Origin of the sequence: Zavarzinia compransoris (assembly GCF_003173055.1) — a bacterium.
GTDB lineage: Bacteria > Pseudomonadota > Alphaproteobacteria > Zavarziniales > Zavarziniaceae > Zavarzinia > Zavarzinia compransoris.
Map to the genome: position 1 here is coordinate 188,093 of NZ_QGLF01000003.1, position 20,163 is coordinate 208,255.

Genomic DNA, 20,163 nt, shown 5'->3' on the forward strand with positions numbered 1-20,163 from the left:
AGGGGGGAAGCGCGCCCCATAGGGCTGACGGGCGATCGCGACAGGCGGTGTCGACGATCCCTGGGCCGGGGCAGCGCCTCAAACGATCCGATTGTATCGAGCGGCATGCTGTATCGAAAGAGATGGCGATCCCGTTCAGTTGCGTTGTTCGACTTGTCGGCCAAGTCTGCGCCTCGTGTGCAGGATTCAAATTGAGGCCGATTCAACATGGCAAGCCGAAAGGCTTGCTGGCGCTGGCGGAAGCGTTCGTCGTTCAAGAGGCTCGACATGTTGGACTATCGAACCCATGGCCCGTCGCAGGAGCAGCTCAGCCTGCTGATCGGGCATATCTACCAGGGCTCCTTCGAGGATGTGTCGTGGAAGGAGTCGCTCGAGCTGCTGCGGGAATATCTCGACGCCCGCTTCGTCACGCTGTCGCTGGTGGCGAAGACCGCCCTGCGCCAGGAGGCGACGATCAATGTCGGCCCCATCGCGCTCGACCAGTTCGTGCAGTATGAGACCGAATACCAGAAGCACCGGCCGAATGTGGAGACCCGCCTGGGGCAGGTCTATACGATCAACGACTGGCTGACCCTGAACCGGTCCGAATTCGGCAAGTTCAACGAATTGCTGGAGGCCGGCGACATCAATCACTACATGGGCTCCTGGGTGTGCAGTCTCGACAATATCGACTGTTTCATCCGGGTGATGCGGGCGCGCGATTCAGACCCCTTCGTCAAGGAAGAGGCCAACCTGATCTCGCTGATCGCGCCCCATTTCGCCCGCGCGCTCGAGATCCGCTCGCGCCTCGCCCAGTCGGAAATCGTCAACCAGATCTATGCCGATGCCATGGACCGGTTGGCGGTGGGCGGCATCGTCATCGACGAGAACGGCAAGATCCTGGTGATGAATGCCATCGCCGCCGAACTGATGAACCGGCGCGACGGCATCACCATGGTGAACGGCACGGTGCGCGCCACCTCGACCCAGGACGACCGCGCCCTACAAAGCCTCGTCCGGGCGGCGCTGGCCGGCGATGCCGGCCATGACGAGGCGGGGCGCCAGATCGCCCAGGCCCTGTCGATCTCGCGGCCCTCGGGGGCGCGGGACCTGGGCGTCGTGGTCAACGGCATCCGTCTCGGCACCAAGGTCGGCGACCGCTGGCGCTCGGGCGCGACCATCTTCATCCGCGATCCGGAATGCGGCGTGCGGGCGGACCCGGCCATCCTGAAGCAATTGTTCGGCTTCACCCAGGCGGAATCGGCCCTCGCCATGCAACTCGCCAAGGGCGAAAGCCTGGAAGAGGCGGCGGCGGAACTGAACATCCGCTACAACACCGCCCGGGCCCACCTGCGCTCGATGTTCGCGAAGACCGGGGTCACCCGCCAGGCCGAACTGGTGCGCATCCTGGTCAACGGCGTGGCCCCGCTCGGCTGTTTCGACAAAGACCGGCTGGACGCGGTGAGATCGGCCTGATCGTTCCCCTTTGGGGAAGGGGTGCCGGGGGTGGGCGGGCAACCGTCCACCCCCGTGCTGTTTCAGAAGCGCAGGCGCCCCTCGGCGATATCGGCATGGATCGCCGGGGTCAGCGGCTTGATGCCGCCGAGATCCGGGTGGCGGATATAGAGGGGATCGGCCACCTGGGCCGGATCGAAGCCTTCCTTCACCAGATCGACCTTGCGATGCTTGAAGGTGCCCGTGATCTCGATTTCCGGCTGCAGGCGCAGGAAATAGGGCTGGGCATAGGCGGGCAGGGCCTTGGCGATATGGGCGTCAAAGGCTTCGAGGTCGAGATCGTCGGCCGCGACGATCGAGGCCATGCCGGCCCGCCCGTCCGTGTTCGGCACCTGGACGCCGTAGACATTCACCTCGCGCACGCCCGGGAACACGGTCAGCGCCTCGGCCACTTCCGCGGTCGAGACATTCTCGCCCTTCCAGCGGAAGGTGTCGCCGATGCGGTCGACGAAATAGAAATAGCCGAGCTGATCGCGGCGCATGAGGTCGCCGGTGCGGAACCACATGTCGCCGGTCTCGAAGACGTCGCGCAGGATCTTCTTCTCGGTCTCGGCCTTGCCCTTGTAGCCCTCGAAGCGGCCGACCGGCTTGTTCGGGTCCTGGGGGATCAGGCCGATGGTCTCGCCCACCTCGTTCGGCGGGCATTCGATGCAGAAGCCCCGGGCGTCGCGCACCGGCTGCTCGGTCTCGATGTCGAAGCGGATGACCTTGGTGTTGAAGACCCGGTCCAGGTACCATGGAATGCGGCCGATCGCGCCGACCTTGCCGTCGGCATTCATCAGGGCGACATTGCCCTCGGTCGCGGCATAGAATTCGACGATGCGGGGGATCTTGAAGCGGTCCTGGAAGGTCGGCCAGATCTCGGGGCGCAGGCCGTTGCCGCAGACGACGCGCAGCTTATGCGCCTGTTCCTTCCGGTGCGGCGGCGTATTCACCAGATAGCGGCACAATTCGCCGATATATTGGAAACAGGTCGCCTCGTAGCGGACGACGTCGTCCCAGAACTGGCTGGCGGAGAAGCGCCGGCGCAGGATCACCGTGCCGCCGACCGCCAGCATGGAACCGACGGCGATGATGCAGCCCGCCGAATGATAGAGCGGCAGCACGCAATACATGCGGTCGTGCCGGGTCGCCCCCATCTGGGCCGCGAAGGCATTGGACGCCTGGAGAAAGCGGTAGTGGCTGATATGGGCGGCCTTGGGATTGCCCGTGGTGCCCGAGGTATAGATGTAGAACAGATTGTCCTTGGCGGTGAGGGCGGGCCGGCGATGGCGCGGCAGTTCTGCCCGCGGCTGGGCCGCCGTCTCGGCATCGAAATCATCCGCCCCCGGGATCGCGCCGGCCGAGGCGAAGACCGGCGGCAGCGCTTCGCACAGGTTGCGCACGGAATCGAGATTGGCCGCATAGTCGGCATCGATGACCAGGGCCTTGGCCGCGGCGACGGTCAGGCTGTGGGCGAGCGGCCCCCCGGTCAGATTGGTGTTGATCAGGGCGATGGTGGCACCCGCCTTGGCCAGGCCGAGCCAGGTGACGACGAATTCCGGCCGGTTGGCCATCATCAGGGCGATGACGTCGCCCTTCTCGATGCCCCGGGCCTGGGCCCAATGGGCGACCTGGTTGGCGCGGGCGTCGAGTTCGGCCCAGGACAGGGTGCGGCCTTCGAAGACGATGGCCGGCGCCTTGACCGAGCGCCGGGCCTGCTGTTCGACCATCTGAACGACGGTATAGGGCCCGTCCAGCTTGATCCCCGCCAGCTTGCGCAGGACCGCGATCATGGTCTCGGCGTATTGGACCTCGTTGGCGGCCCGGCCGACCAGGCCGGTCGGATCGTATTTGGCCGCATATTCCAGAATTCCGTTCAGCATGGCGTCTCCTCTCGCCTTTGGACGCTTTCCTAACCCGATTTGTCGCCATCGGTCCAGCAGCGTCTGACATTTTGTCACTGTAGCGCCGGCCCGATGCACGCCCGGCCGGCCAAGCCTGTACAGGGACGGAACTTCAGGCCCGGGGGGTGGCCGCGGCCTCGATGTAGAAATGGCGCACGCTTGGTTCCGCCGCCTTGACCGCGGCGGTCAGGTCGCGGATCGCGGCCTCGGCGTCGTCGGCGGAAAAGCCGCTGCGGAAATCGAGGGTGACGAGCACGATCAGGTCGTGCGGGCCGAAATGGCCGCTGAGAATCTCGCCGACCGCCGCTATGCGCGGATCGGCCGCCACCTTGGCGCGGATGGCGGCCACCACCTGGGGGTCGGCGCCTTCGCCGATCAGCAGGCCCTTGCCTTCGACGGCGAGAATGACCGCGGTCAGCAGCAGGAGGATGCCGATGACGAGGGCGGCGATGCCGTCGAACACCGGCATCCCCAGCACCTGGCCGAGCACGAGGCCGGCAAGGGCGACGATGAGGCCGGCCATGGCCGCCGCATCTTCAAGGAGCTTGGTGACGAGGCCGGGATCCCCGGTCTCGCGGATGGCGCGGAGCACCGGCCTGGTGCCCCGGCCCTTGCTGAATTCGCCGATCGCCGTGCTGAAGGAATAGGCTTCGAAGACGAGGGCGACCCCGAGCACGACATAGTTGACCAATGGATCGTGCGGTTCCCCCGGGTGCGCCACCGCCTGGATGCCCTCGTAGAGCGACAGGCCGCCGCCCAGCGCGAAGATCAGGATCGCGACCAGGAAGGACCAGAAATAAAGCTCCTTGCCATCGCCGAAGGGATGGCGGCCGTCCGCCGGCCGCGCCGCCCGGCCGAGGCCGTGCAGCAGGGAGAACTGGTTGCCGGCGTCGACCAGCGAATGGATGCCTGCCGACATCATGGCCGACGAGCCGGTCCAGAAGGCGGCCGCGAATTTGGCGGCGGCGATGACCGCATTGCCGGCGGCGGCGATGACGATCGCCTTCTTCGATGATCCTGCCATGTCTTCCCTGACGTCGGAACTCCCCGTCGGGAAGTGTAGGGAAGCGACGCCGGTTTGTGCAGGGGGGACGGGAGGCCCGAAAACGAGGAAAGGGGCGTCGCCGCCCCTTTCGCCGTGCCGGAAGCGGGCGGCTGATGCCGCCCGCCCGGGGTCAGTTGTAGGCGCGTTCGCCGTGTTCGGCGACGTCCAGGCCCTCGCGTTCCGCATCGGGAGCGACGCGCAGGCCGATGGTGAAGTTGATCAGCGCCAGGATGATCGAGGTGCCGATGCCCGAGACGATCAGGGTGATGATCACGCTGAACACCTGGACCCAGAGCTGGGCGCCGAGGCTGGGCTCGTAGCCGACGCCGCCGAGGGCGACATTGGCGGTGAAGGCGGTGCCGATGGCGCCGACGATGCCACCCACGCCGTGGATGCCGAAGACGTCGAAGCTGTCGTCATAGCCGAAGGCGTTCTTGATCGTGGTGCAGAAGAAGAAGCAGACGATCGAGGTCACCGCGCCGAGCAGCATCGCCCCGAGCGGGCCGGCGGTGCCGCAGGCCGGGGTGATGGCGACGAGGCCGGCGACCACGCCCGAGGCGAGGCCGAGCAGGCTGGGCTTGCCCTTGGCGATCCATTCGATCAGGAGCCAGGCGATACCCGCGGCGCCGGTGGCGACGAAGGTGTTGATGGCGGCGAGACCGGCGGTCGCATTGGCCGCGGCGGCCGAGCCGGCGTTGAAGCCGAACCAGCCCACCCACAGCAGGGCGGCGCCGACCATGGTGAAGACCAGCGAGTGCGGGGGCATGGCTTCCTTGCCGAAGCCGATGCGCTTGCCGAAGAAGATGCAGGCGACCAGCGCGGCGATACCCGAGTTCATGTGAACGACGGTGCCGCCGGCGAAGTCGAGCGCGCCGTCGAGGAACAGCATGCCCGTGCCCGCCCAGACCATATGGGCCATCGGGAAGTAGACGAAGGTCACCCAGAGCGCGGCGAAGACCAGCACCGAGATGAACTTCGCGCGTTCCGCGAAGGCGCCGATGATCAGCGCCGGCGTGATGCAGGCGAAGGTCATCTGGAACAGGACGAAGACATATTCGGGGATCGTGCCGCTGATCGATTCAGGCGTGACACCCTTCAGGAAGGCCTTGGAGAAGTCGCCGATATAGGCATTGCCTTCGCCGAAGGTCAGGCTGTAGCCGTAGAACACCCAGAGGATCGAGACAAGGCACAGGATGCCGAGGACCTGGGTCAGGACCGACAGCATGTTCTTCGCACGGGCAAGGCCGCCGTAGAACAGGGCGAGGCCCGGCACGGTCATCAGCAGCACGAGGACCGACGAGATCAACATCCAGGCGGTATCGCCGTCGTTGATGGTCGGAACGACTTCGGCGGCGGCCGGAGCGGCTTCCGCCGCAGGCGCGGCGGCTTCCTGCGCGAGGGCGGCGAACTCGGGGGCCGTCAGGGCCACGCCGGCTGCGCCCAGCAGGAGCGGAAGTTTCCAGTTAAGTTTCATGGGAAGGACCCTCTCGTCGGGACTCAGAGCGAATCCGGGCCGGTTTCGCCGGTGCGGATGCGGATGGACTGCTGAAGGTCGACGACGAACACTTTACCGTCGCCGATCTTGCCCGTATGGGCAGCCTTCTGAATCGCCTCCACGACCTGCTCGACGATCTCGTCGGCGACCGCGGCCTCGATCTTCACCTTAGGCAGGAAGCTCACGGTGTACTCCGCACCGCGGTAGATTTCGGTATGGCCTTTCTGCCGACCGAAACCTTTGACTTCACTTACCGTGAGCCCGGGCACACCAACTGCGGCCAGGGCTTCGCGCACGTCATCGAGCTTGAACGGTTTGATGACGGCAATCACGAGTTTCATGGTTTTCCCCTCACGATTGACCTCAGGGCCGCGCCGGCCCCGACCGAGCCCCTTCAGGCGAAGGCCGGACGCGCCACCCGCCCCATCAGACTCAAGAACCGTGCCAACCGGGCTGAGGTCATGGTTCGGGCCCCGGAAGACGGTCCTTTCGCGTCGCATTGTCGTCGCAATTCCGACAAATTGCTGCACAAAAGACCAGCAATGCACAAAATTTGATCAGGACGCGGTTCAGAAAGGCGACGGCCCCGCGCAATCGGGGATGGCGCGGAACCTCGGGCGCGATTAATTTCCGCCCATCATGACGTCTTCCGATCGCCCCTCGGGCCGCCGGCCGCCCGGCCCGCGCCCGCAGCCTCCCGCCGGTGCGCCCCTGCGCCTCGGCCGCCCCCGCCCGCGCCCGGAGGAGGAGATCGCCATGGCCGTGCTCGACGCCCTGGTCGCGATCGAGAACGGCCGCGCCGCCGACCGCGTGCTGAAGGCCGCCTTCGACCGGCGCAAATGGCTGCCCCCGGCGCGCAGCCGCATCGCCCGCCTGACCCTGGGCGTCTGCCGTCACCGCGCCCAGCTCGACTGGTGGCTGGAACAGGCCGGCTGCCGGTCTGCGCCGCTGGCCCGGCTGGCGGCCGCCCTGGTGCTGATCGAGGGGCTGGACAAGGGCCAGCTGCGCAAGCACCTGCCCCACCTGCCCACGCCGGAAACCCATGCCGCCCAATTCCTGATGGACCATACGCTGGACCATCCTGACCAGCCGGCGGCGGTGCGCAGCAATCTGCCGTCCTGGCTGATGCCCCATCTGAAGGCCCGCTTCGGCGACCGCCTGCTGGCGGAGGCGACGGCGCTGTGCGGCGAGGCCGGCCTCGACATGCGCGCCAATGCGATCAAGGGCGGGCGCGACGCCGCCATGGCGGCCCTGGCCGAGGACGGCATCATCGCCCTGCCCACGCCCTATTCCCCGGTCGGCCTCAGGGTCGAGGGGCGGCCGGCCATCGCCCGCAGCCGGGCCTGGCGCGAAGGCCTGGTCGAGGTGCAGGACGAAGCCTCGCAACTGGCCGCGCTCATCCTTGGGGCAAAGCCGGGCGAACGCGTGCTCGATTTCTGTGCAGGCGCGGGCGGCAAGACCCTGGCCATCGCCGCCGCCATGGCCAACAAGGGCCGGCTGATCGCCACCGACAGCGACGAGCGCCGCCTGACCGAGGCCGTCACCCGCCTGCGCCGGGCCGATGTCCATAATGTCACCCGCCACGTCATCGGGGCGGAGGGCGACAAATGGCTGTCGCGCCAGAAAGGCGCCTTCGACCGGGTATTGGTCGATGCGCCCTGCACCGGCACCGGCACCTTCCGCCGCAACCCGGACGCCAAATGGCGCTCCAGCGCCGAGGAACTGGCCCATCTGACCGCTTTGCAGGCAAAGCTGCTGGACCGCGCCGCCGCCCTGGTGAAGCCGGGCGGCCGGCTGGTCTATGCCACCTGCTCGATCCTGGCGGCGGAGGACGAGGACCAGATCGACGCCTTCCTCGCCCGCCATGCGGGGTTCCGCATCGTGCCGCTGGCCGATGCCTGGGCCGCCGTCGGCAGCGAGGTGCCGGAGCCCGGCGCCGGGCCCCATCTGCTGCTGACCCCCGCCCGCCACGAGACCGACGGTTTCTTCGCCGCCGTGCTCGAACGCCTGCCATGAACTACCGCCACCATTTCCATGCCGGCAATCTGGGCGACGTGCTGAAGCACCTGGTGCTGGCGGCGGTGATCGAGCGCCTGAAAGCCAAGGACGCGCCGATCACCGTGATCGACACCCACGCCGGGGCCGGTCTTTATGAACTGGATTCCCAGGGTGGCGAATGGCAGGGCGGCATCGGCCGGCTGATCCCATCCGAGGCGGCCGGCTGGCCCCCCCTGCTCGCCCCCTATGCCGCGGCGCTGGGGGGCGAGCCCCTGCTTTATCCCGGCTCGCCCCTGGTCGCCCTGCGCCTGCTGCGCGAGCAGGACCGGCTGATCGCCTGCGAGACGGTGGAGGAGGTCGCGGCCGAGCTGCGGCGCCACCTGGCCCATGATCCCCGGGCGGCGGTGCACCGGCGCGACGGCTGGGCGGCCTTGCGCGCCTTCCTGCCGGTGAAGACGGGCCGCACAATGGTGCTGATCGACCCGCCCTTCGAGGCCGGCGAGGATTTCGAGCTGCTGTCGCGCCATATCGCCGAGGCGGCGAAACGGGCGCCCACGGCCATCGTCATCGGCTGGTTCCCGGTCAAGGGGCGGCGCGCGGTCGAGGCGCTGTACCGGCGCCTGGCCGGCAGCGGCCTCGAAAAACTGCTCGCGGTCGAATTCCTGGCCGAACCGGATCATGACGCCGGGCGCTTCGCCGGTTCCGGCCTCGTCATCCTGCGCCCGCCGTTCCAGCTCGATCAGGCGCTGCGGGAAACCCTGCCCGTTCTTCTCGACCGGATGGGATACCGGGCGACCGGCAGCACCAGGGTCGAATGGCTGGCGGGCGAGGCGGCGCGCGGCATCGATCAGGATCTGGCGGGCTGAAGCTCCGTCTCGATGCACTTCCGCCATTCGCGCCGGCCGTTGGCACTGCCCTGAAGATCGGCGCCCTGGGCGAAGCGCGGCAGGTCCGCCGCCGTCACCACCAGATTGGCGCCCTTGGCGAAGGCGTCGAGGAAAGCCTCGGTCGCCGCCGCCGGAATGGCCATCGACAGGGCGTCGCCCGCCTGCTGCGAGCGAGCCGGGCTGAAGCGCGTGCCGTCGATCTCGATCACCGCCTTGCGGTCCACCCGGCCCTCGACCGCGGGCAGGTCCGGGCTGCGCAGGCCGAGGTAGAGATCGCCGGAAACCGCCGCCGGGGTCGCGGCGAGCCAGAAGCGGCGGTCGCCCTCATTCGTCTGCAGCAGGGTGCAGACGGTGAACTGCCGGCCCTGGGCATCGCGCATCTCGCTGGCGCCGACCTGCCAGTTGCCGTGCAGGCGGGTCATCGCATGGGGTTCCTGCGCGCTGGCCGCCGACGGGGCGGAGGCGCAGCCGCCGAGGCCGGGACCGAGCAGCGCCAGCCCGATCAAGGCAAGGGCCGGGGACGGACTGGCGAAGGACCGGGCAATGCGCATATGATTCCTCCCACATGTCCCGCCAGGATCTATGGAAGCGGCGGACATCGGTCAAGGGGGCGGCGACGGAAAGAAACCCGGCATTCGTCGGGTATTTCTATTGAAGGCCACCAAGATTGCGTATAAAAGGCTAATCCTCTCTTCGCGCGCCAGGGCAGGGGAATGGCCGATAAACGTATTCTGCTGGTCGTCGGCGGCGGCATTGCCGCCTATAAGTCGCTGGAACTGATCCGCCGCCTGCGCGAGCGCGGCATTGCCGTGCGCGCCATCCTGACCCGGGCAGCCCAGCACTTCGTCACCCCCCTGTCGGTTTCCGCGCTGACCGGGGACAAGGCTTATGTCGACCTGTTCTCGCTGACGGACGAGGCGGAGATGGGCCATATCCAGCTCAGCCGCGATGCCGATCTCCTGGTGGTCGCGCCGGCGACGGCGGACCTGATGGCCAAGATGGCCAACGGCCATGCCGACGACCTGGCGACCACCGCCCTGCTGGCCACCGACAAGCCGGTGCTGATCGCGCCCGCCATGAATGTCCGCATGTGGAACCACCTGGCGACGAGGCGCAACCACGCCCGGCTGATCGCCGACGGCGTCACCGTGATCGGGCCGAACGACGGCGACATGGCCTGCGGCGAATACGGCCCCGGCCGCATGGCCGAACCCCATGAGATCCTGGCCGGGATCGAAGCCTTCTACCAGTCGCGGGGCGACCGGCCGCTGCTCGGCAAGCGGATCGTCGTCACCTCGGGCCCGACCCACGAGCCGATCGACCCCGTCCGCTATATCGCCAACCGCTCGTCCGGCCAGCAGGGCCATGCCCTGGCCGCCGCCCTGGCCAAGCTGGGCGCCCAGGTCACCCTGATCTCGGGCCCGGTGACCCTGGCCGATCCGGCCGGCGTCGAGACCCGCCACGTCGAGACCGCGCGCCAGATGGCGGCGGCGGTCGATGCCGCGCTGCCCGCCGATATCGCCGTCTGCGCCGCCGCCGTCGCCGACTGGCGCGTCGCCGGCGAGGCCGACCAGAAGATCAAGAAGGACGGCAGCGGCAGGGTGCCCGCCCTGTCCTTCGTCGAGAATCCGGACATCCTGGCCACCATCTCGCGGCCCGGCCCGCGCCGCCCGGCCCTGGTGGTCGGCTTCGCCGCCGAGACGGAAAAGGTCGTCGACCACGCGAAGGCCAAGCTGGCGCGCAAGGGCTGCGACTGGATCATCGCCAACGACGTCGGCAGCGGCCCGGACGGCGGCGTGATGGGCGCCGCCGACAATACAATCCACATCGTTACCGCCGAGGGCACGGAATCCTGGCCCCGGCTTCCCAAGACCGAAGTGGCGAGCCGGCTTGCCGCCCGCATCGCCCAGACCGTGAAGGAACGGAACATCTGATGCTACGCCTCTCGCGCAAGATGCTGTTTGCCCTCGAAGCGGTCGTCGACATCGCCTATAACGCCCGGCCCGAACCGGTGCAGTCGAAGGAAATCACGAGGCGCCAGGGGATCCCCCAGCGTTACCTGGAACAGGTGATGCAGCAATTGGTCCATGCCGGCGTCCTGAAGGGCGTGCGCGGGCCGAAGGGCGGCTATCGCCTGGCGCGGGAACGCCGCCGCATCACGGTGGGCGAGATCATCCGCGTCGTCGGCGCCATCGAAACCGGCGAGGAGGAGGATCTGGGCGAGGGCACGCCGATGTCGTCCGAACTGGGCAAGAAGGTGGTGCAGCCGCTGTGGACGGAGTTGCACGATACGATCATGGCCAAGCTCGATTCGATCAGCGTCGAGGAATTGTGCCGGCGGGCGGAAACCGCCGGCGTCCATTCCGAGGGCCGCGAACGCATGGACTTCTCGATCTGACCGGTCGCAACAGGAGAACGATAATGACCAAGGAAACCAAGCCCGGGCGCGGCCGGATCTACGACAATATCACCGAGACCATCGGCTCGACGCCTTTGGTGCGCCTGCACCGCCTGGCCGAGCAGGCCGGCGCCCGGGCCGAAGTCCTGGCCAAGCTGGAATTCTTCAATCCCCTGTCGAGCGTGAAGGACCGGATCGGCGTCGCCATGATCGAGGCGCTGGAGGCCGAGGGCAAGCTGAAGCCCGGCGCCACCCTGATCGAGCCGACCTCGGGCAATACCGGCATCGCGCTTGCCTTCGTCGCCGCCGCCAAGGGCTATCGCCTGATCCTCTGTATGCCGGAATCGATGTCGATGGAACGGCGCAAGATGCTGCTGATCCTGGGCGCCGAACTGGAACTCACCCCGCCCGAGAAGGGCATGCGCGGCGCCATCAACCGGGCCGAGGAACTGGTGAAGGAAATCCCCGGCGCGGTGATCCCCCAGCAATTCGCCAATCCGGCCAACCCGGCCATCCACCGCGTCACCACCGCGGAGGAAATCTGGAACGACACCGCGGGCAAGGTCGATGCGGTGGTCGCCGGCGTCGGCACCGGCGGCACCATCACCGGCATCGGCACGGTCCTGAAGAAGCTGAAGCCCTCGGTGCAGATGATCGCGGTCGAGCCCGAGGACAGCCCGGTGCTGTCCGGCGGCCAGCCCGGCCCGCACAAGATCCAGGGCATCGGCGCCGGCTTCGTGCCGCCCATCCTGGACCGCGCCCTGATCGACGAAGTCATCACCATCGGCAACGAGACCGCCTTCGAAACCTCGCGCCAGGCGGCCAAGCTCGAAGGCATCGCCTGCGGCATTTCCTCGGGCGCCGCGCTGTCGGCCGCGCTCGAAGTCGCGGCCCGGCCCGAGATGGACGGCAAGAGCATCGTCGTCATCATCCCGAGCTTCGCCGAGCGCTATCTCTCGACCGCGCTGTTCGACGGGCTGTGACCGGTCCGCCGCGCCGGGGGCCCCGGCGCGGCGTCACGAATGTGGCCTAGCGCGTCCGCCCGTGCTAAAGGGGCGCGATCAGCTTTTGTCGAGGAACCCCATGCGGACCGCCACGATCGCCCGCAAGACCAAGGAGACCGAAATCTCCATCGCCATCAACCTGGACGGCACCGGCAAATACGACGTGTCGACCGGGGTGGGCTTCCTCGACCATATGCTGGAGCAGCTTTCCCGCCATTCCCTGATCGACCTCGAGGTCCGGGCCAAGGGCGATATCCACATCGACTTCCACCATGTGACGGAAGATACCGGCATCGCCATCGGCGAGGCTTTCACCAAGGCGCTGGGCGATCGCAAGGGCATCCGGCGCTATGGCGACGCCCTGATCCCCATGGACGAGACCCTGACCCGGGTGGCGCTGGATTGTTCCAACCGGCCCTATCTGATCTGGAAAGTGGGCTTCACCCGCGACAAGCTGGGCGAAATGGACACGGAATTGTTCAAGGAATGGTTCCAGGCCTTCGCCCAGGCCGGCGGCATCACCCTTCACGTCGAGAACCTCTACGGCGAGAACAACCACCATATCGTCGAGAGCTGCTTCAAGGCCCTGGCCCGGGCATTGCGCGCCGCGATCGAGATCGATCCGCGCCAGGCCGGCGCCATCCCCTCGACCAAGGGCGTGCTGGGCGGCACCCTCTGATGCGCCCGAACGCCTATACGGTGCATCAGGGGCCGGCGGGCATCGCCCTGGTGTCGGAGCGGTTCTCGCTCTTCGCCGCCGTGCTCGGGCCGCTGTGGCTGCTGTTCCGCGGCGCCTTCGTCGAACTGGCCGTCTGGGTCCTGGCGGTGGGCACGGCGGGGGTGGTGAATTTCCACTTTCTCGCCGACCGGCCCCTGCTGCCGGTGACCGTGCTGGCCGCCCAGCTGCTGATCGGTTTCGAGGCGGGCGACATCCGCCGCCGGGCCCTGGTCCGGCGCGGCCGGCCGGTGATCGGCGTCGTCACCGGCGATACGCTGGCCGATGCCGAGGATAGCGTCGTTCTGAGGGCCAGGGCATGAGCGGCACCATTCCCGCCGTCGCCATCATCGATTACGGCGCCGGCAATCTCCGTTCCGCGGCCAAGGCCTTCGAGCGCATGGGCGCCGAGGTCGGGCTGCGCCCCGAACAGGTGGTGGTCACCGACAGGCCGGAGGTCATCGCCCGGGCCGAGCGCGTGGTGCTGCCGGGCGACGGCGCCTTCGCCGACTGCAAGACCTCGATCGCCGCCATTCCCGGCCTTCTCGACGTGCTGCACGAACAGGTGGTGGCGAAGGCGCGGCCCTTCTTCGGCATCTGCATCGGCATGCAGCTGATGGCGACCGAGGGGCGGGAGCACGGCCACCATGCCGGCTTCGGCTGGGTGCCCGGCGTGGTCGACCGCCTGACCCCGGCCGATCCCAAGCTGAAGATCCCGCACATGGGCTGGAACGACCTGCACATCCACCACCACCATCCGGTGCTGGGCAAGGCGCGGTCGGGCGTTCATGCCTATTTCGTCCATTCCTATGCCCTGCAGGTCGAACGCGACGCGGATCTGGTGGCGAGCGCCGATTATGCCGGCCCGGTCACCGCCATCGTCGCCCGCGACAATATGTTCGGCACCCAGTTCCACCCGGAGAAGAGCCAGGATTTCGGCCTGTCGCTCATCGCCGGCTTCTTGAGGTGGCGCCCGTGATCCTTTACCCCGCGATCGACCTCAAGGGCGGCGAATGCGTCCGCCTCGCCCAGGGCGACATGGCCCGCGCCACCGTCTACAACCAGGATCCGGGCGCCCAGGCCGCTGCCTTCAAGGCCCAGGGCTTCGAATGGCTGCATGTCGTCGATCTCGACGGCGCCTTCGCCGGCAATGCGGTGAACGGCCCGGCGGTCGAAGCCATCCTGAAGGCGACCGACGTCCCGGTGCAATTGGGCGGCGGCATCCGCAGCCTGGAGATGATCGAGGGCTGGCTGGCCCGCGGCCTGACGCGGGTGATCCTGGGCACGGTCGCGCTGCGCAACCCGGACCTGGTGATCGAGGCCTGCCGCCTGTTCCCGGGCCGGATCGCGGTCGGGATCGACGCCCGCGACGGCAGGGTGGCAGTGGAAGGCTGGGCCGAAACCTCGGAAATCACCGCGATCGAGCTTGCCCGGCGCTTCGAGGATGCGGGCGTCGCCGCCGTCATCTTCACCGACATCGCCCGCGACGGGCTGCTGACCGGCGTCAATGTCGCCGCCACCGCGGCCCTGGCCGATGCGGTGGCGATCCCGGTCATCGCCTCCGGCGGGTTGGCGGGCATTGCCGATATCGAGGCCCTGATGGCGGTGGCGGGCACGCCCATCGCCGGCGCCATTTCCGGCCGCGCGCTTTACGACGGGCGCCTGGACCCGGCGGCGGCGCTGGCCCTGACCCGGCGAAAGGCGGCGTGATGCTGAAGGCCCGGGTCATCCCCTGCCTCGACGTGCACAACGGCCGCGTGGTCAAGGGGGTCAATTTCGTCGATCTCCGCGATGCCGGCGATCCGGTCGAACAGGCGCGGATCTACGACGCCGCCGGCGCCGATGAACTGACCTTCCTCGACATCACGGCGTCCAGCGACGACCGCGCCATCATGCTGGACGTGGTGCGCCATACCGCCGAACAAGTGTTCATGCCCCTGACCGTGGGCGGCGGCGTCCGCACCCTCGACGATGTGCGGCAATTGCTGCTTGCCGGGGCCGACAAAGTCTCGATCAATTCCGCCGCCGTCAGCCGCCCGGATTTCGTCCGCGAGGCGGCGGAAAAGGTGGGCAGCCAGTCGATCGTCGTCGCCATCGACGCCAAGGCGGACGGCCAGGGCCGCTGGCACGTCCATACCCACGGCGGGCGGCGCAACACCGGGCTCGACGCCATCGAGTGGGCGCAGCGCATGGTCTCGCTCGGCGCGGGCGAGATCCTGCTCACCTCCATGGACCGGGACGGCACCAAATCGGGTTTCGACCTCGGCCTGACGCGGGCGGTTTCCGATGCCGTCACCGTGCCGGTGATCGCGTCCGGCGGTGTCGGCACCCTGGACCATCTGGCGGACGGCATCGTCGAGGGCCATGCCTCGGCGGTGCTGGCGGCCTCCATCTTCCATTTCGGCACCTTCTCGATCCGCGAGGCCAAGGAACACATGGCGGCGCGCGGCGTGCCCATGCGGCTGTGACGGAGACGGCAATGGGCGATCCCGCGATCCTGGACCGGGTCTATCAGGTCATCCTGTCGCGGAAGGGCAGCGAGGCGGCTAACAGCCATGTCGCCCGCCTGTTCGCCAAGGGCCGCAGCAAGATCGCCCAGAAGGTGGGCGAGGAAGGCGTCGAGGCCGCCCTGGCCGGGGTTGCCGGCAGCGACAAGGAACTGGTCGGCGAAGCGGCCGACCTGATTTTCCACCTGTTCATCCTGCTGGCCGAGCGGGGCATCGAACCCGCCGCCGTCTGGGCCGAACTCGAAGCCCGCGAAGGCAAGTCCGGCGTCGAGGAAAAGGCCGGCCGACCGAAGGAATAGTCCGATGGCCTATGATCCGAACAATATCTTCGCCAGGATCCTGCGCGGCGAGATCCCGGCGAAACTGGTGCATGAAACCGCGCACAGCATCGCCTTCAACGACATCCGCCCCCAGGCCCCGGTGCATATCCTGGTGATCCCCCGGGGCGCCTATGTCTCGTGGGACGATTTCTCGCAGCAGGCATCGGATGCCGAGATCGCCGATTTCGTGCGCGCGGTGGGCGACGTCGCCCGGGCCGCCGGGGTCGATGCCGGCGGCTATCGCCTGTTCGCCAACCATGGCGCGCACAGCCACCAGGAAGTGCCGCATCTCCACGTCCACATCACCGGCGGCCGGCCCTTGGGCCCCCTGCTGATGCCGGTCGATTAAACCAGCGCCAGCCCGATCCGCGAGCGTTCGATCCGTCACCGTTGCGTTTCGACCATGACCCATGTGCCGTCGATCTTGCGGATGGACAGGGGAAAGCTGTCCTTCCGGCCGGTCTTCTTGACCCTCAACACGATGTCGGCCGTGAAAGTGGCGCCATCCGAGGAACGGATGTTGTCCACGGACACGATCTCGATCTGCGACAGATCCTTGGCTTCGGCCGGGGATGCCCCGAGCATTATCAGATGATCTTCGAGTAATTCGCGCGTCGCCACCTCGGCGAAGTCGTCCGTGCCGGCGCCGGAGGCGCCGCAGGCCGACAGCACTGCCGCCAGCACCCCGACCAGAACGAACTTCCGCAAGGCGGAAAGACCAAAGCCGTGCCGCATCGACCCCAAGCTCCCTTTCGGCCCGCGTCCCGCTGCGCCGGCCCATCGCGGCCTTGTCTATTCCCTATGCGCGCAGCCCACAATTGCGCCCCCTTGCGTGGCATTGCGCAGACACGGGAAAATGCGCTAGGCCAGTTTCAGCACCACCCGCCCGACCGCCTTGCGGCCGGCGACGGCGGTGAAGGCGCGGGCGAAATCCGCGAAGGGCACGATCTCGCCGGGCAGGGATTTCAGCCGGCCGCCGGCCAGCCAGTCGAACAGCAGCGCCGCATTGGCCCGGGCCTTTTCCAGCTGGTGGATATTGCCGAAGCGGGCGAAATCCACCCCGACCAGTTCCGCCCCCTTCAACAGCGCCAGATTATAGGGCAGGGCCGGAATCCGCCCGGCGGCAAAGCCCACCACCAGGTGCCGCCCGCCCCAGCCGAGCGTGCGGAACGCCGGTTCGGCATAATCGCCGCCCACCGTATCGAAGACGAGGTCGAGGCCGCGGGGCCCGGCCTTGGCCTTCAGGTCGTCGCGCCAGCCGGGCGCCGTGTAATCGACCACGTCGTCGGCGCCGAGATGCAGGGCGAACTCGCGCTTCTCCGGGCTCGAGGCCGCGGCGATCACCCGGAGGCCCAGCGCCTTGCCGACCTGGACCGCCGCCGCGCCCACGGCACCGGCCGCGCCCAGGACCAGCAGGGTCTCGCCCGCCACCGCCCGGCCGCGATCGACCAGCCCGTGATAGGCGGTGCCGTAATTGATGCGGAAGCCCGCCGCATCCTCGAAGGACAGGCTGTCGGGCAGGGGGGTGAGGCCGGCCGCGGCGACCGCGGCATAATCGGCATAGGCCCCGGTGAAGCCCCAGCCGATCACCCGCTGGCCCAGGTGATGGCCCTCCACCCCCGGGCCGATGGCGACGATCTCGCCCGCCAGTTCCGAACCGGGCGCGAAGGGCAGGGGCGGCTTCACCTGATAGCGCCCGCCGGCGATGAGCAGGTCGACGAAGCCGACCGCCGCGGCATGGACCCTGACCAGGACCTCGCCCAGGGCGGGCACGGGGCGCGGCACCGTGGCAATCGACAGGCCCGCCGGATCCTGATATTCGGTGCACCAGATGGCGCGCATGGTGGTTTCGCTCATGCCCCCGTTCCCCCTGTTCCGGCTTTTCTCGCTCCAGGCTTTTCTTGCTCCCGGCCGTCCATGTAACCGATACGGTTTTCGGCGCTCGGGGCCGGGGTGGATAGTACGCGCATTTAAAACAGTGTATAGTGGTGTTCTTTCCCTTCACGGACAGCCCCTTGGCACAAGAAAAGACCAGTCTCCGGCACCAGCAGCAGGACGGCGCGACCCCCGATACCGCCCAGCAACTGCTGGCCGCCGCCGCCGCCCTGATGACCGAACGGAACACGATCGACGTGCCGGTGGCCGATGTGGCGGCGCGGGCGGGGCTGAACGCCGCCCTGGTGAATTACTATTTCCGCACCAAGACCGGGCTGCACATGGCCCTGGTCCGGCGCGACGCCGCCCAGGCGGTCGCGGACATGAAGAAGCTGCTGGCCTCCGGCATGCCGGCGCCGGACAAGATGCGCCGGCACCTGGCCGCCATGATCCGCACCTTCTTTCGCTATCCCTATCTCTACCGCCTGCTGCGCGCCTTGCTGCGCAATGCGGATTCCAAGGCGGCGCGGGAACTGACCCAATTCTTCAGCCAGCCGGTGGTGGAAACCCAGGCCGCGATCCTGGCCGAAGGCGTCGCCAGCGGCGATTTCCGCGCCATGGACCCGATGATGTTCCACCTCTGCGTCACCGGCGCCTGCGACCACCTGTTCGCGGAATCGAGCACGCTGCGCTACACCTTCGGCGTCAAGCAGATCGACGAGGACCTGTGCAACCGCTATGCCGAGGCGGTGGTCGATCTCCTGATGAACGGCGTCGTCGACCACCGCCGCGCCTGACCTCCTTCTCTGCCAAGCCCCTTTTCCGCCGCCGCTTCGCGCCTTGTTTTAGATCAATGTTTTAAATATATAAATAAGAGCGGCCGCCAGAGCCGGACGAGGGAGAGAAGACGATGAAACTGGACGACCTGATGTATCGCCCTGGCCTTTTGGCCGGCCAGCGCATCCTGGTGACCGGGGGCGGTACCGGCCTCGGCCGGGTGATGGCCGAGGCGTTCCTGCTGCTGGGCGCCACGGTCTATATCTGCGGGCGGCGCGGCAGCGTCCTCGAGGAAACGGCGGCGGAACTGACGGCGGCTCACGGCGGCCGCGTGGTGCCGGTCGCCTGCGACATCCGCGACGCGGAGGCGATCGCGGCCATGGTCGCATTCATCTGGGCCGACGGCGGGCCGCTGACCGGCCTCGTCAACAATGCCGCCGGCAATTTCATCAGCCGGACCGAAGACCTCTCGTCCCGCGGCTTCGACGCCATCGCCAATATCGTGTTCCGGGGCTCGTTCCTGACCACGCTCGAATGCGGCAAGCGCTGGCTGGCGGCGGGGGACCGGGCCTCGGTCCTGTCGATCCTGGTGACCTGGGTCCACAACGGCTCGCCCTTCACCGTGCCGTCCGCCATGTCGAAGGCGGGGATCCATGCCATGACCCAGTCCCTGGCGGTCGAATGGGCGGGCCGGGGCGTGCGCTTCAACGCGATCGCCCCCGGCCCCTTCCCGACCGAGGGCATGTCGAAGCGCCTGACCCCGACCGACGACGGCAGCGCCTTCATGAACCTGGCGCGGAATCCCACGGGCCGGGTCGGCGCCATGGCCGAACTGGCCAATCTCGCCGTCTTCCTGATGGCGCCGGGCGCCGATTATGTGAACGGCCAGACCATCGCCATCGACGGCGGCGATTTCCTGGCGACCGGGGCCAATTTCAACGACCTGCGCCAATGGTCCGACGACGACTGGAGCCGCGCCCGCGCCGCCATCCAGGCGACCACGGCGGCGGACAAGGCGAAGCGCAGCGTCTGAGATGCCGCAAGGCCACGGGTTTGCTATGCTGCCGGCCCCGCCGCCGAAAGGAAACCCGTGGTCCTGCCCCTCGCCGATGGCCTGCCGACCCGGCGCAAGCCCGTCGTCAACAATGCGCTGATGATCGCCTGCATCGCCGTCTTTCTCTGGCAGTTGATCACCGGCCACCGCGAAGTGGATTCGATCCGCTACGGCTTCGTGCCCTATTTCCTGTTCCAGGGCCTGCCCGGGGATATCGATATCGGCGGGGCCGGGCCGCTGGCCACAATGGTCACCTATGCCTTTCTGCACGGCGATTTCTGGCACCTGGCGGGCAATATCCTGTTCCTCTGGATCTTCGGCAACAATGTCGAGGATGCGCTCGGCCATGGGCTCTACCTGCTGTTCTATCTCTTCTGCGCCGTGGCCGCGGCCCTGGGCGAGGGGTTGGTCGACCCCCTGTCGCAGGCGCCGCTGATCGGCGCCTCGGGCGCCATTTCCGGCGTGCTCGGCGCCTATGTCATGCTTTATCCCCGGCAGCCGGTCATCGTGCTGGTCGGCTTCGTGCCGCTGCCGGTGCCGGCCTTTCTCACCATCGGCATCTGGTTCGTGTTCCAGCTCCTCGACGGCGTGACCGGGGCCGCCTCGGCCGAAAGCATCGCCTGGATCGCCCATGTCGGCGGCTTCATCGTCGGCGCCGCCCTGATCCGGCCGTTCCGGCACCAGCTGCGGCCGCAAGGATAATTTTTC

General features: G+C 67.9%; 23 protein-coding genes. 16 read left to right on the forward strand and 7 right to left on the reverse strand.

Annotation, left to right across the window (positions count from 1 at the left end):
- Positions 1 to 267: 267 nt before the first annotated feature.
- Positions 268 to 1,455 (forward strand): helix-turn-helix transcriptional regulator, encoded by a 1,188-nt coding sequence (locus tag DKG75_RS11520; protein WP_166646535.1) that lies wholly within the window; start codon positions 268 to 270, stop codon positions 1,453 to 1,455.
- A 62-nt stretch (positions 1,456 to 1,517) separates the two neighbouring features.
- Here DKG75_RS11520 and DKG75_RS11525 read toward each other — a convergent pair whose 3' ends face one another.
- The 4 genes from DKG75_RS11525 to DKG75_RS11540 form a co-directional block, all read right to left on the reverse strand.
- A complete protein-coding gene (locus tag DKG75_RS11525; protein WP_109921272.1) occupies positions 1,518 to 3,359 on the reverse strand; it encodes a long-chain-acyl-CoA synthetase in 1,842 nt (613 codons plus the stop codon).
- 133 nt (positions 3,360 to 3,492) lie between these two features.
- On the reverse strand, positions 3,493 to 4,404 hold the full coding sequence (locus DKG75_RS11530; protein WP_109921273.1) for a cation diffusion facilitator family transporter: 912 nt from the start codon (positions 4,402 to 4,404) through the stop codon (positions 3,493 to 3,495).
- A 151-nt stretch (positions 4,405 to 4,555) separates the two neighbouring features.
- Positions 4,556 to 5,899, reverse strand: a complete 1,344-nt coding sequence (locus DKG75_RS11535) for an ammonium transporter (protein ID WP_109921274.1) — start codon at positions 5,897 to 5,899, stop codon at positions 4,556 to 4,558.
- 23 nt (positions 5,900 to 5,922) lie between these two features.
- Positions 5,923 to 6,261 carry a P-II family nitrogen regulator gene (locus DKG75_RS11540; RefSeq protein WP_109921275.1) on the reverse strand — a complete coding sequence of 113 codons (339 nt, stop codon included), beginning with the start codon at positions 6,259 to 6,261 and terminating at the stop codon, positions 5,923 to 5,925.
- Positions 6,262 to 6,676: 415 nt separating this feature from the next.
- On the opposite strand from DKG75_RS11540, the gene DKG75_RS11545 reads away from it, so the two are divergent.
- Both DKG75_RS11545 and DKG75_RS11550 read left to right on the forward strand, forming a co-directional pair.
- The gene (locus DKG75_RS11545; protein ID WP_109921276.1) at positions 6,677 to 7,936 is read left to right on the forward strand and encodes an RsmB/NOP family class I SAM-dependent RNA methyltransferase; all 1,260 of its coding nucleotides are present in this window, start codon (positions 6,677 to 6,679) and stop codon (positions 7,934 to 7,936) included.
- Positions 7,933 to 8,784 carry a 23S rRNA (adenine(2030)-N(6))-methyltransferase RlmJ gene (locus DKG75_RS11550; RefSeq protein WP_109921277.1) on the forward strand — a complete coding sequence of 284 codons (852 nt, stop codon included), beginning with the start codon at positions 7,933 to 7,935 and terminating at the stop codon, positions 8,782 to 8,784. The genes DKG75_RS11545 and DKG75_RS11550 overlap by 4 nt, the downstream gene beginning before the upstream one ends.
- On the opposite strand, the gene DKG75_RS11555 is transcribed toward DKG75_RS11550, so the two are convergent.
- Complete coding sequence (locus DKG75_RS11555; RefSeq protein WP_109921278.1) at positions 8,766 to 9,356, reverse strand: hypothetical protein; 591 nt, start codon at positions 9,354 to 9,356, stop codon at positions 8,766 to 8,768. The genes DKG75_RS11550 and DKG75_RS11555 overlap by 19 nt on opposite strands.
- A 162-nt stretch (positions 9,357 to 9,518) precedes the next feature.
- Between DKG75_RS11555 and coaBC the strand changes: the two genes are divergently transcribed.
- The 10 genes from coaBC to DKG75_RS11605 all read left to right on the forward strand — a co-directional run bounded on the left by coaBC (position 9,519) and on the right by DKG75_RS11605 (position 16,098).
- Positions 9,519 to 10,739, forward strand: coding sequence for a bifunctional phosphopantothenoylcysteine decarboxylase/phosphopantothenate--cysteine ligase CoaBC (gene coaBC, locus DKG75_RS11560; RefSeq protein ID WP_109921279.1), 1,221 nt, complete (start codon positions 9,519 to 9,521; stop codon positions 10,737 to 10,739).
- Positions 10,739 to 11,203, forward strand: coding sequence for an RrF2 family transcriptional regulator (locus DKG75_RS11565; RefSeq protein WP_109921280.1), 465 nt, complete (start codon positions 10,739 to 10,741; stop codon positions 11,201 to 11,203). Before coaBC ends, DKG75_RS11565 begins: the two co-directional genes overlap by 1 nt.
- A gap of 23 nt (positions 11,204 to 11,226) precedes the next feature.
- Complete coding sequence (gene cysK / locus DKG75_RS11570) at positions 11,227 to 12,186, forward strand: cysteine synthase A (protein ID WP_109921281.1); 960 nt, start codon at positions 11,227 to 11,229, stop codon at positions 12,184 to 12,186.
- A gap of 100 nt (positions 12,187 to 12,286) precedes the next feature.
- Positions 12,287 to 12,886 (forward strand): imidazoleglycerol-phosphate dehydratase HisB, encoded by a 600-nt coding sequence (hisB, locus tag DKG75_RS11575; RefSeq protein WP_109921282.1) that lies wholly within the window; start codon positions 12,287 to 12,289, stop codon positions 12,884 to 12,886.
- Positions 12,886 to 13,245 carry a DUF2628 domain-containing protein gene (locus DKG75_RS11580; protein WP_109921283.1) on the forward strand — a complete coding sequence of 120 codons (360 nt, stop codon included), beginning with the start codon at positions 12,886 to 12,888 and terminating at the stop codon, positions 13,243 to 13,245. The genes hisB and DKG75_RS11580 overlap by 1 nt, the downstream gene beginning before the upstream one ends.
- Complete coding sequence (hisH, locus tag DKG75_RS11585) at positions 13,242 to 13,901, forward strand: imidazole glycerol phosphate synthase subunit HisH (RefSeq protein ID WP_109921284.1); 660 nt, start codon at positions 13,242 to 13,244, stop codon at positions 13,899 to 13,901. Before DKG75_RS11580 ends, hisH begins: the two co-directional genes overlap by 4 nt.
- Entirely contained in the window at positions 13,898 to 14,632 is a 735-nt protein-coding gene (gene hisA, locus DKG75_RS11590) for a 1-(5-phosphoribosyl)-5-[(5-phosphoribosylamino)methylideneamino]imidazole-4-carboxamide isomerase (RefSeq protein ID WP_109921708.1), read from the forward strand. The genes hisH and hisA overlap by 4 nt, the downstream gene beginning before the upstream one ends.
- The gene (gene hisF / locus DKG75_RS11595) at positions 14,632 to 15,390 is read left to right on the forward strand and encodes an imidazole glycerol phosphate synthase subunit HisF (RefSeq protein WP_109921285.1); all 759 of its coding nucleotides are present in this window, start codon (positions 14,632 to 14,634) and stop codon (positions 15,388 to 15,390) included. The genes hisA and hisF overlap by 1 nt, the downstream gene beginning before the upstream one ends.
- A gap of 11 nt (positions 15,391 to 15,401) precedes the next feature.
- Positions 15,402 to 15,728 carry a phosphoribosyl-ATP diphosphatase gene (locus DKG75_RS11600; protein ID WP_109921286.1) on the forward strand — a complete coding sequence of 109 codons (327 nt, stop codon included), beginning with the start codon at positions 15,402 to 15,404 and terminating at the stop codon, positions 15,726 to 15,728.
- Between the two features lie 4 nt (positions 15,729 to 15,732).
- On the forward strand, positions 15,733 to 16,098 hold the full coding sequence (locus tag DKG75_RS11605) for an HIT domain-containing protein (RefSeq protein ID WP_109921287.1): 366 nt from the start codon (positions 15,733 to 15,735) through the stop codon (positions 16,096 to 16,098).
- A gap of 35 nt (positions 16,099 to 16,133) precedes the next feature.
- On the opposite strand, the gene DKG75_RS11610 is transcribed toward DKG75_RS11605, so the two are convergent.
- Positions 16,134 to 16,484, reverse strand: a complete 351-nt coding sequence (locus DKG75_RS11610; RefSeq protein WP_109921288.1) for a hypothetical protein — start codon at positions 16,482 to 16,484, stop codon at positions 16,134 to 16,136.
- Between the two features lie 126 nt (positions 16,485 to 16,610).
- Positions 16,611 to 17,606 (reverse strand): NADPH:quinone oxidoreductase family protein, encoded by a 996-nt coding sequence (locus DKG75_RS11615; RefSeq protein WP_243746566.1) that lies wholly within the window; start codon positions 17,604 to 17,606, stop codon positions 16,611 to 16,613.
- A 158-nt stretch (positions 17,607 to 17,764) separates the two neighbouring features.
- On the opposite strand from DKG75_RS11615, the gene DKG75_RS11620 reads away from it, so the two are divergent.
- The 3 genes from DKG75_RS11620 to DKG75_RS11630 all read left to right on the forward strand — a co-directional run bounded on the left by DKG75_RS11620 (position 17,765) and on the right by DKG75_RS11630 (position 20,157).
- Positions 17,765 to 18,421: a TetR family transcriptional regulator gene (locus tag DKG75_RS11620; RefSeq protein WP_133637015.1), complete on the forward strand. Its 657-nt coding sequence runs from the start codon at positions 17,765 to 17,767 to the stop codon at positions 18,419 to 18,421.
- A gap of 113 nt (positions 18,422 to 18,534) precedes the next feature.
- Positions 18,535 to 19,434 (forward strand): SDR family oxidoreductase, encoded by a 900-nt coding sequence (locus DKG75_RS11625; protein WP_109921290.1) that lies wholly within the window; start codon positions 18,535 to 18,537, stop codon positions 19,432 to 19,434.
- Positions 19,435 to 19,491: 57 nt separating this feature from the next.
- On the forward strand, positions 19,492 to 20,157 hold the full coding sequence (locus DKG75_RS11630) for a rhomboid family intramembrane serine protease (RefSeq protein ID WP_208112115.1): 666 nt from the start codon (positions 19,492 to 19,494) through the stop codon (positions 20,155 to 20,157).
- Positions 20,158 to 20,163: the final 6 nt, after the last annotated feature.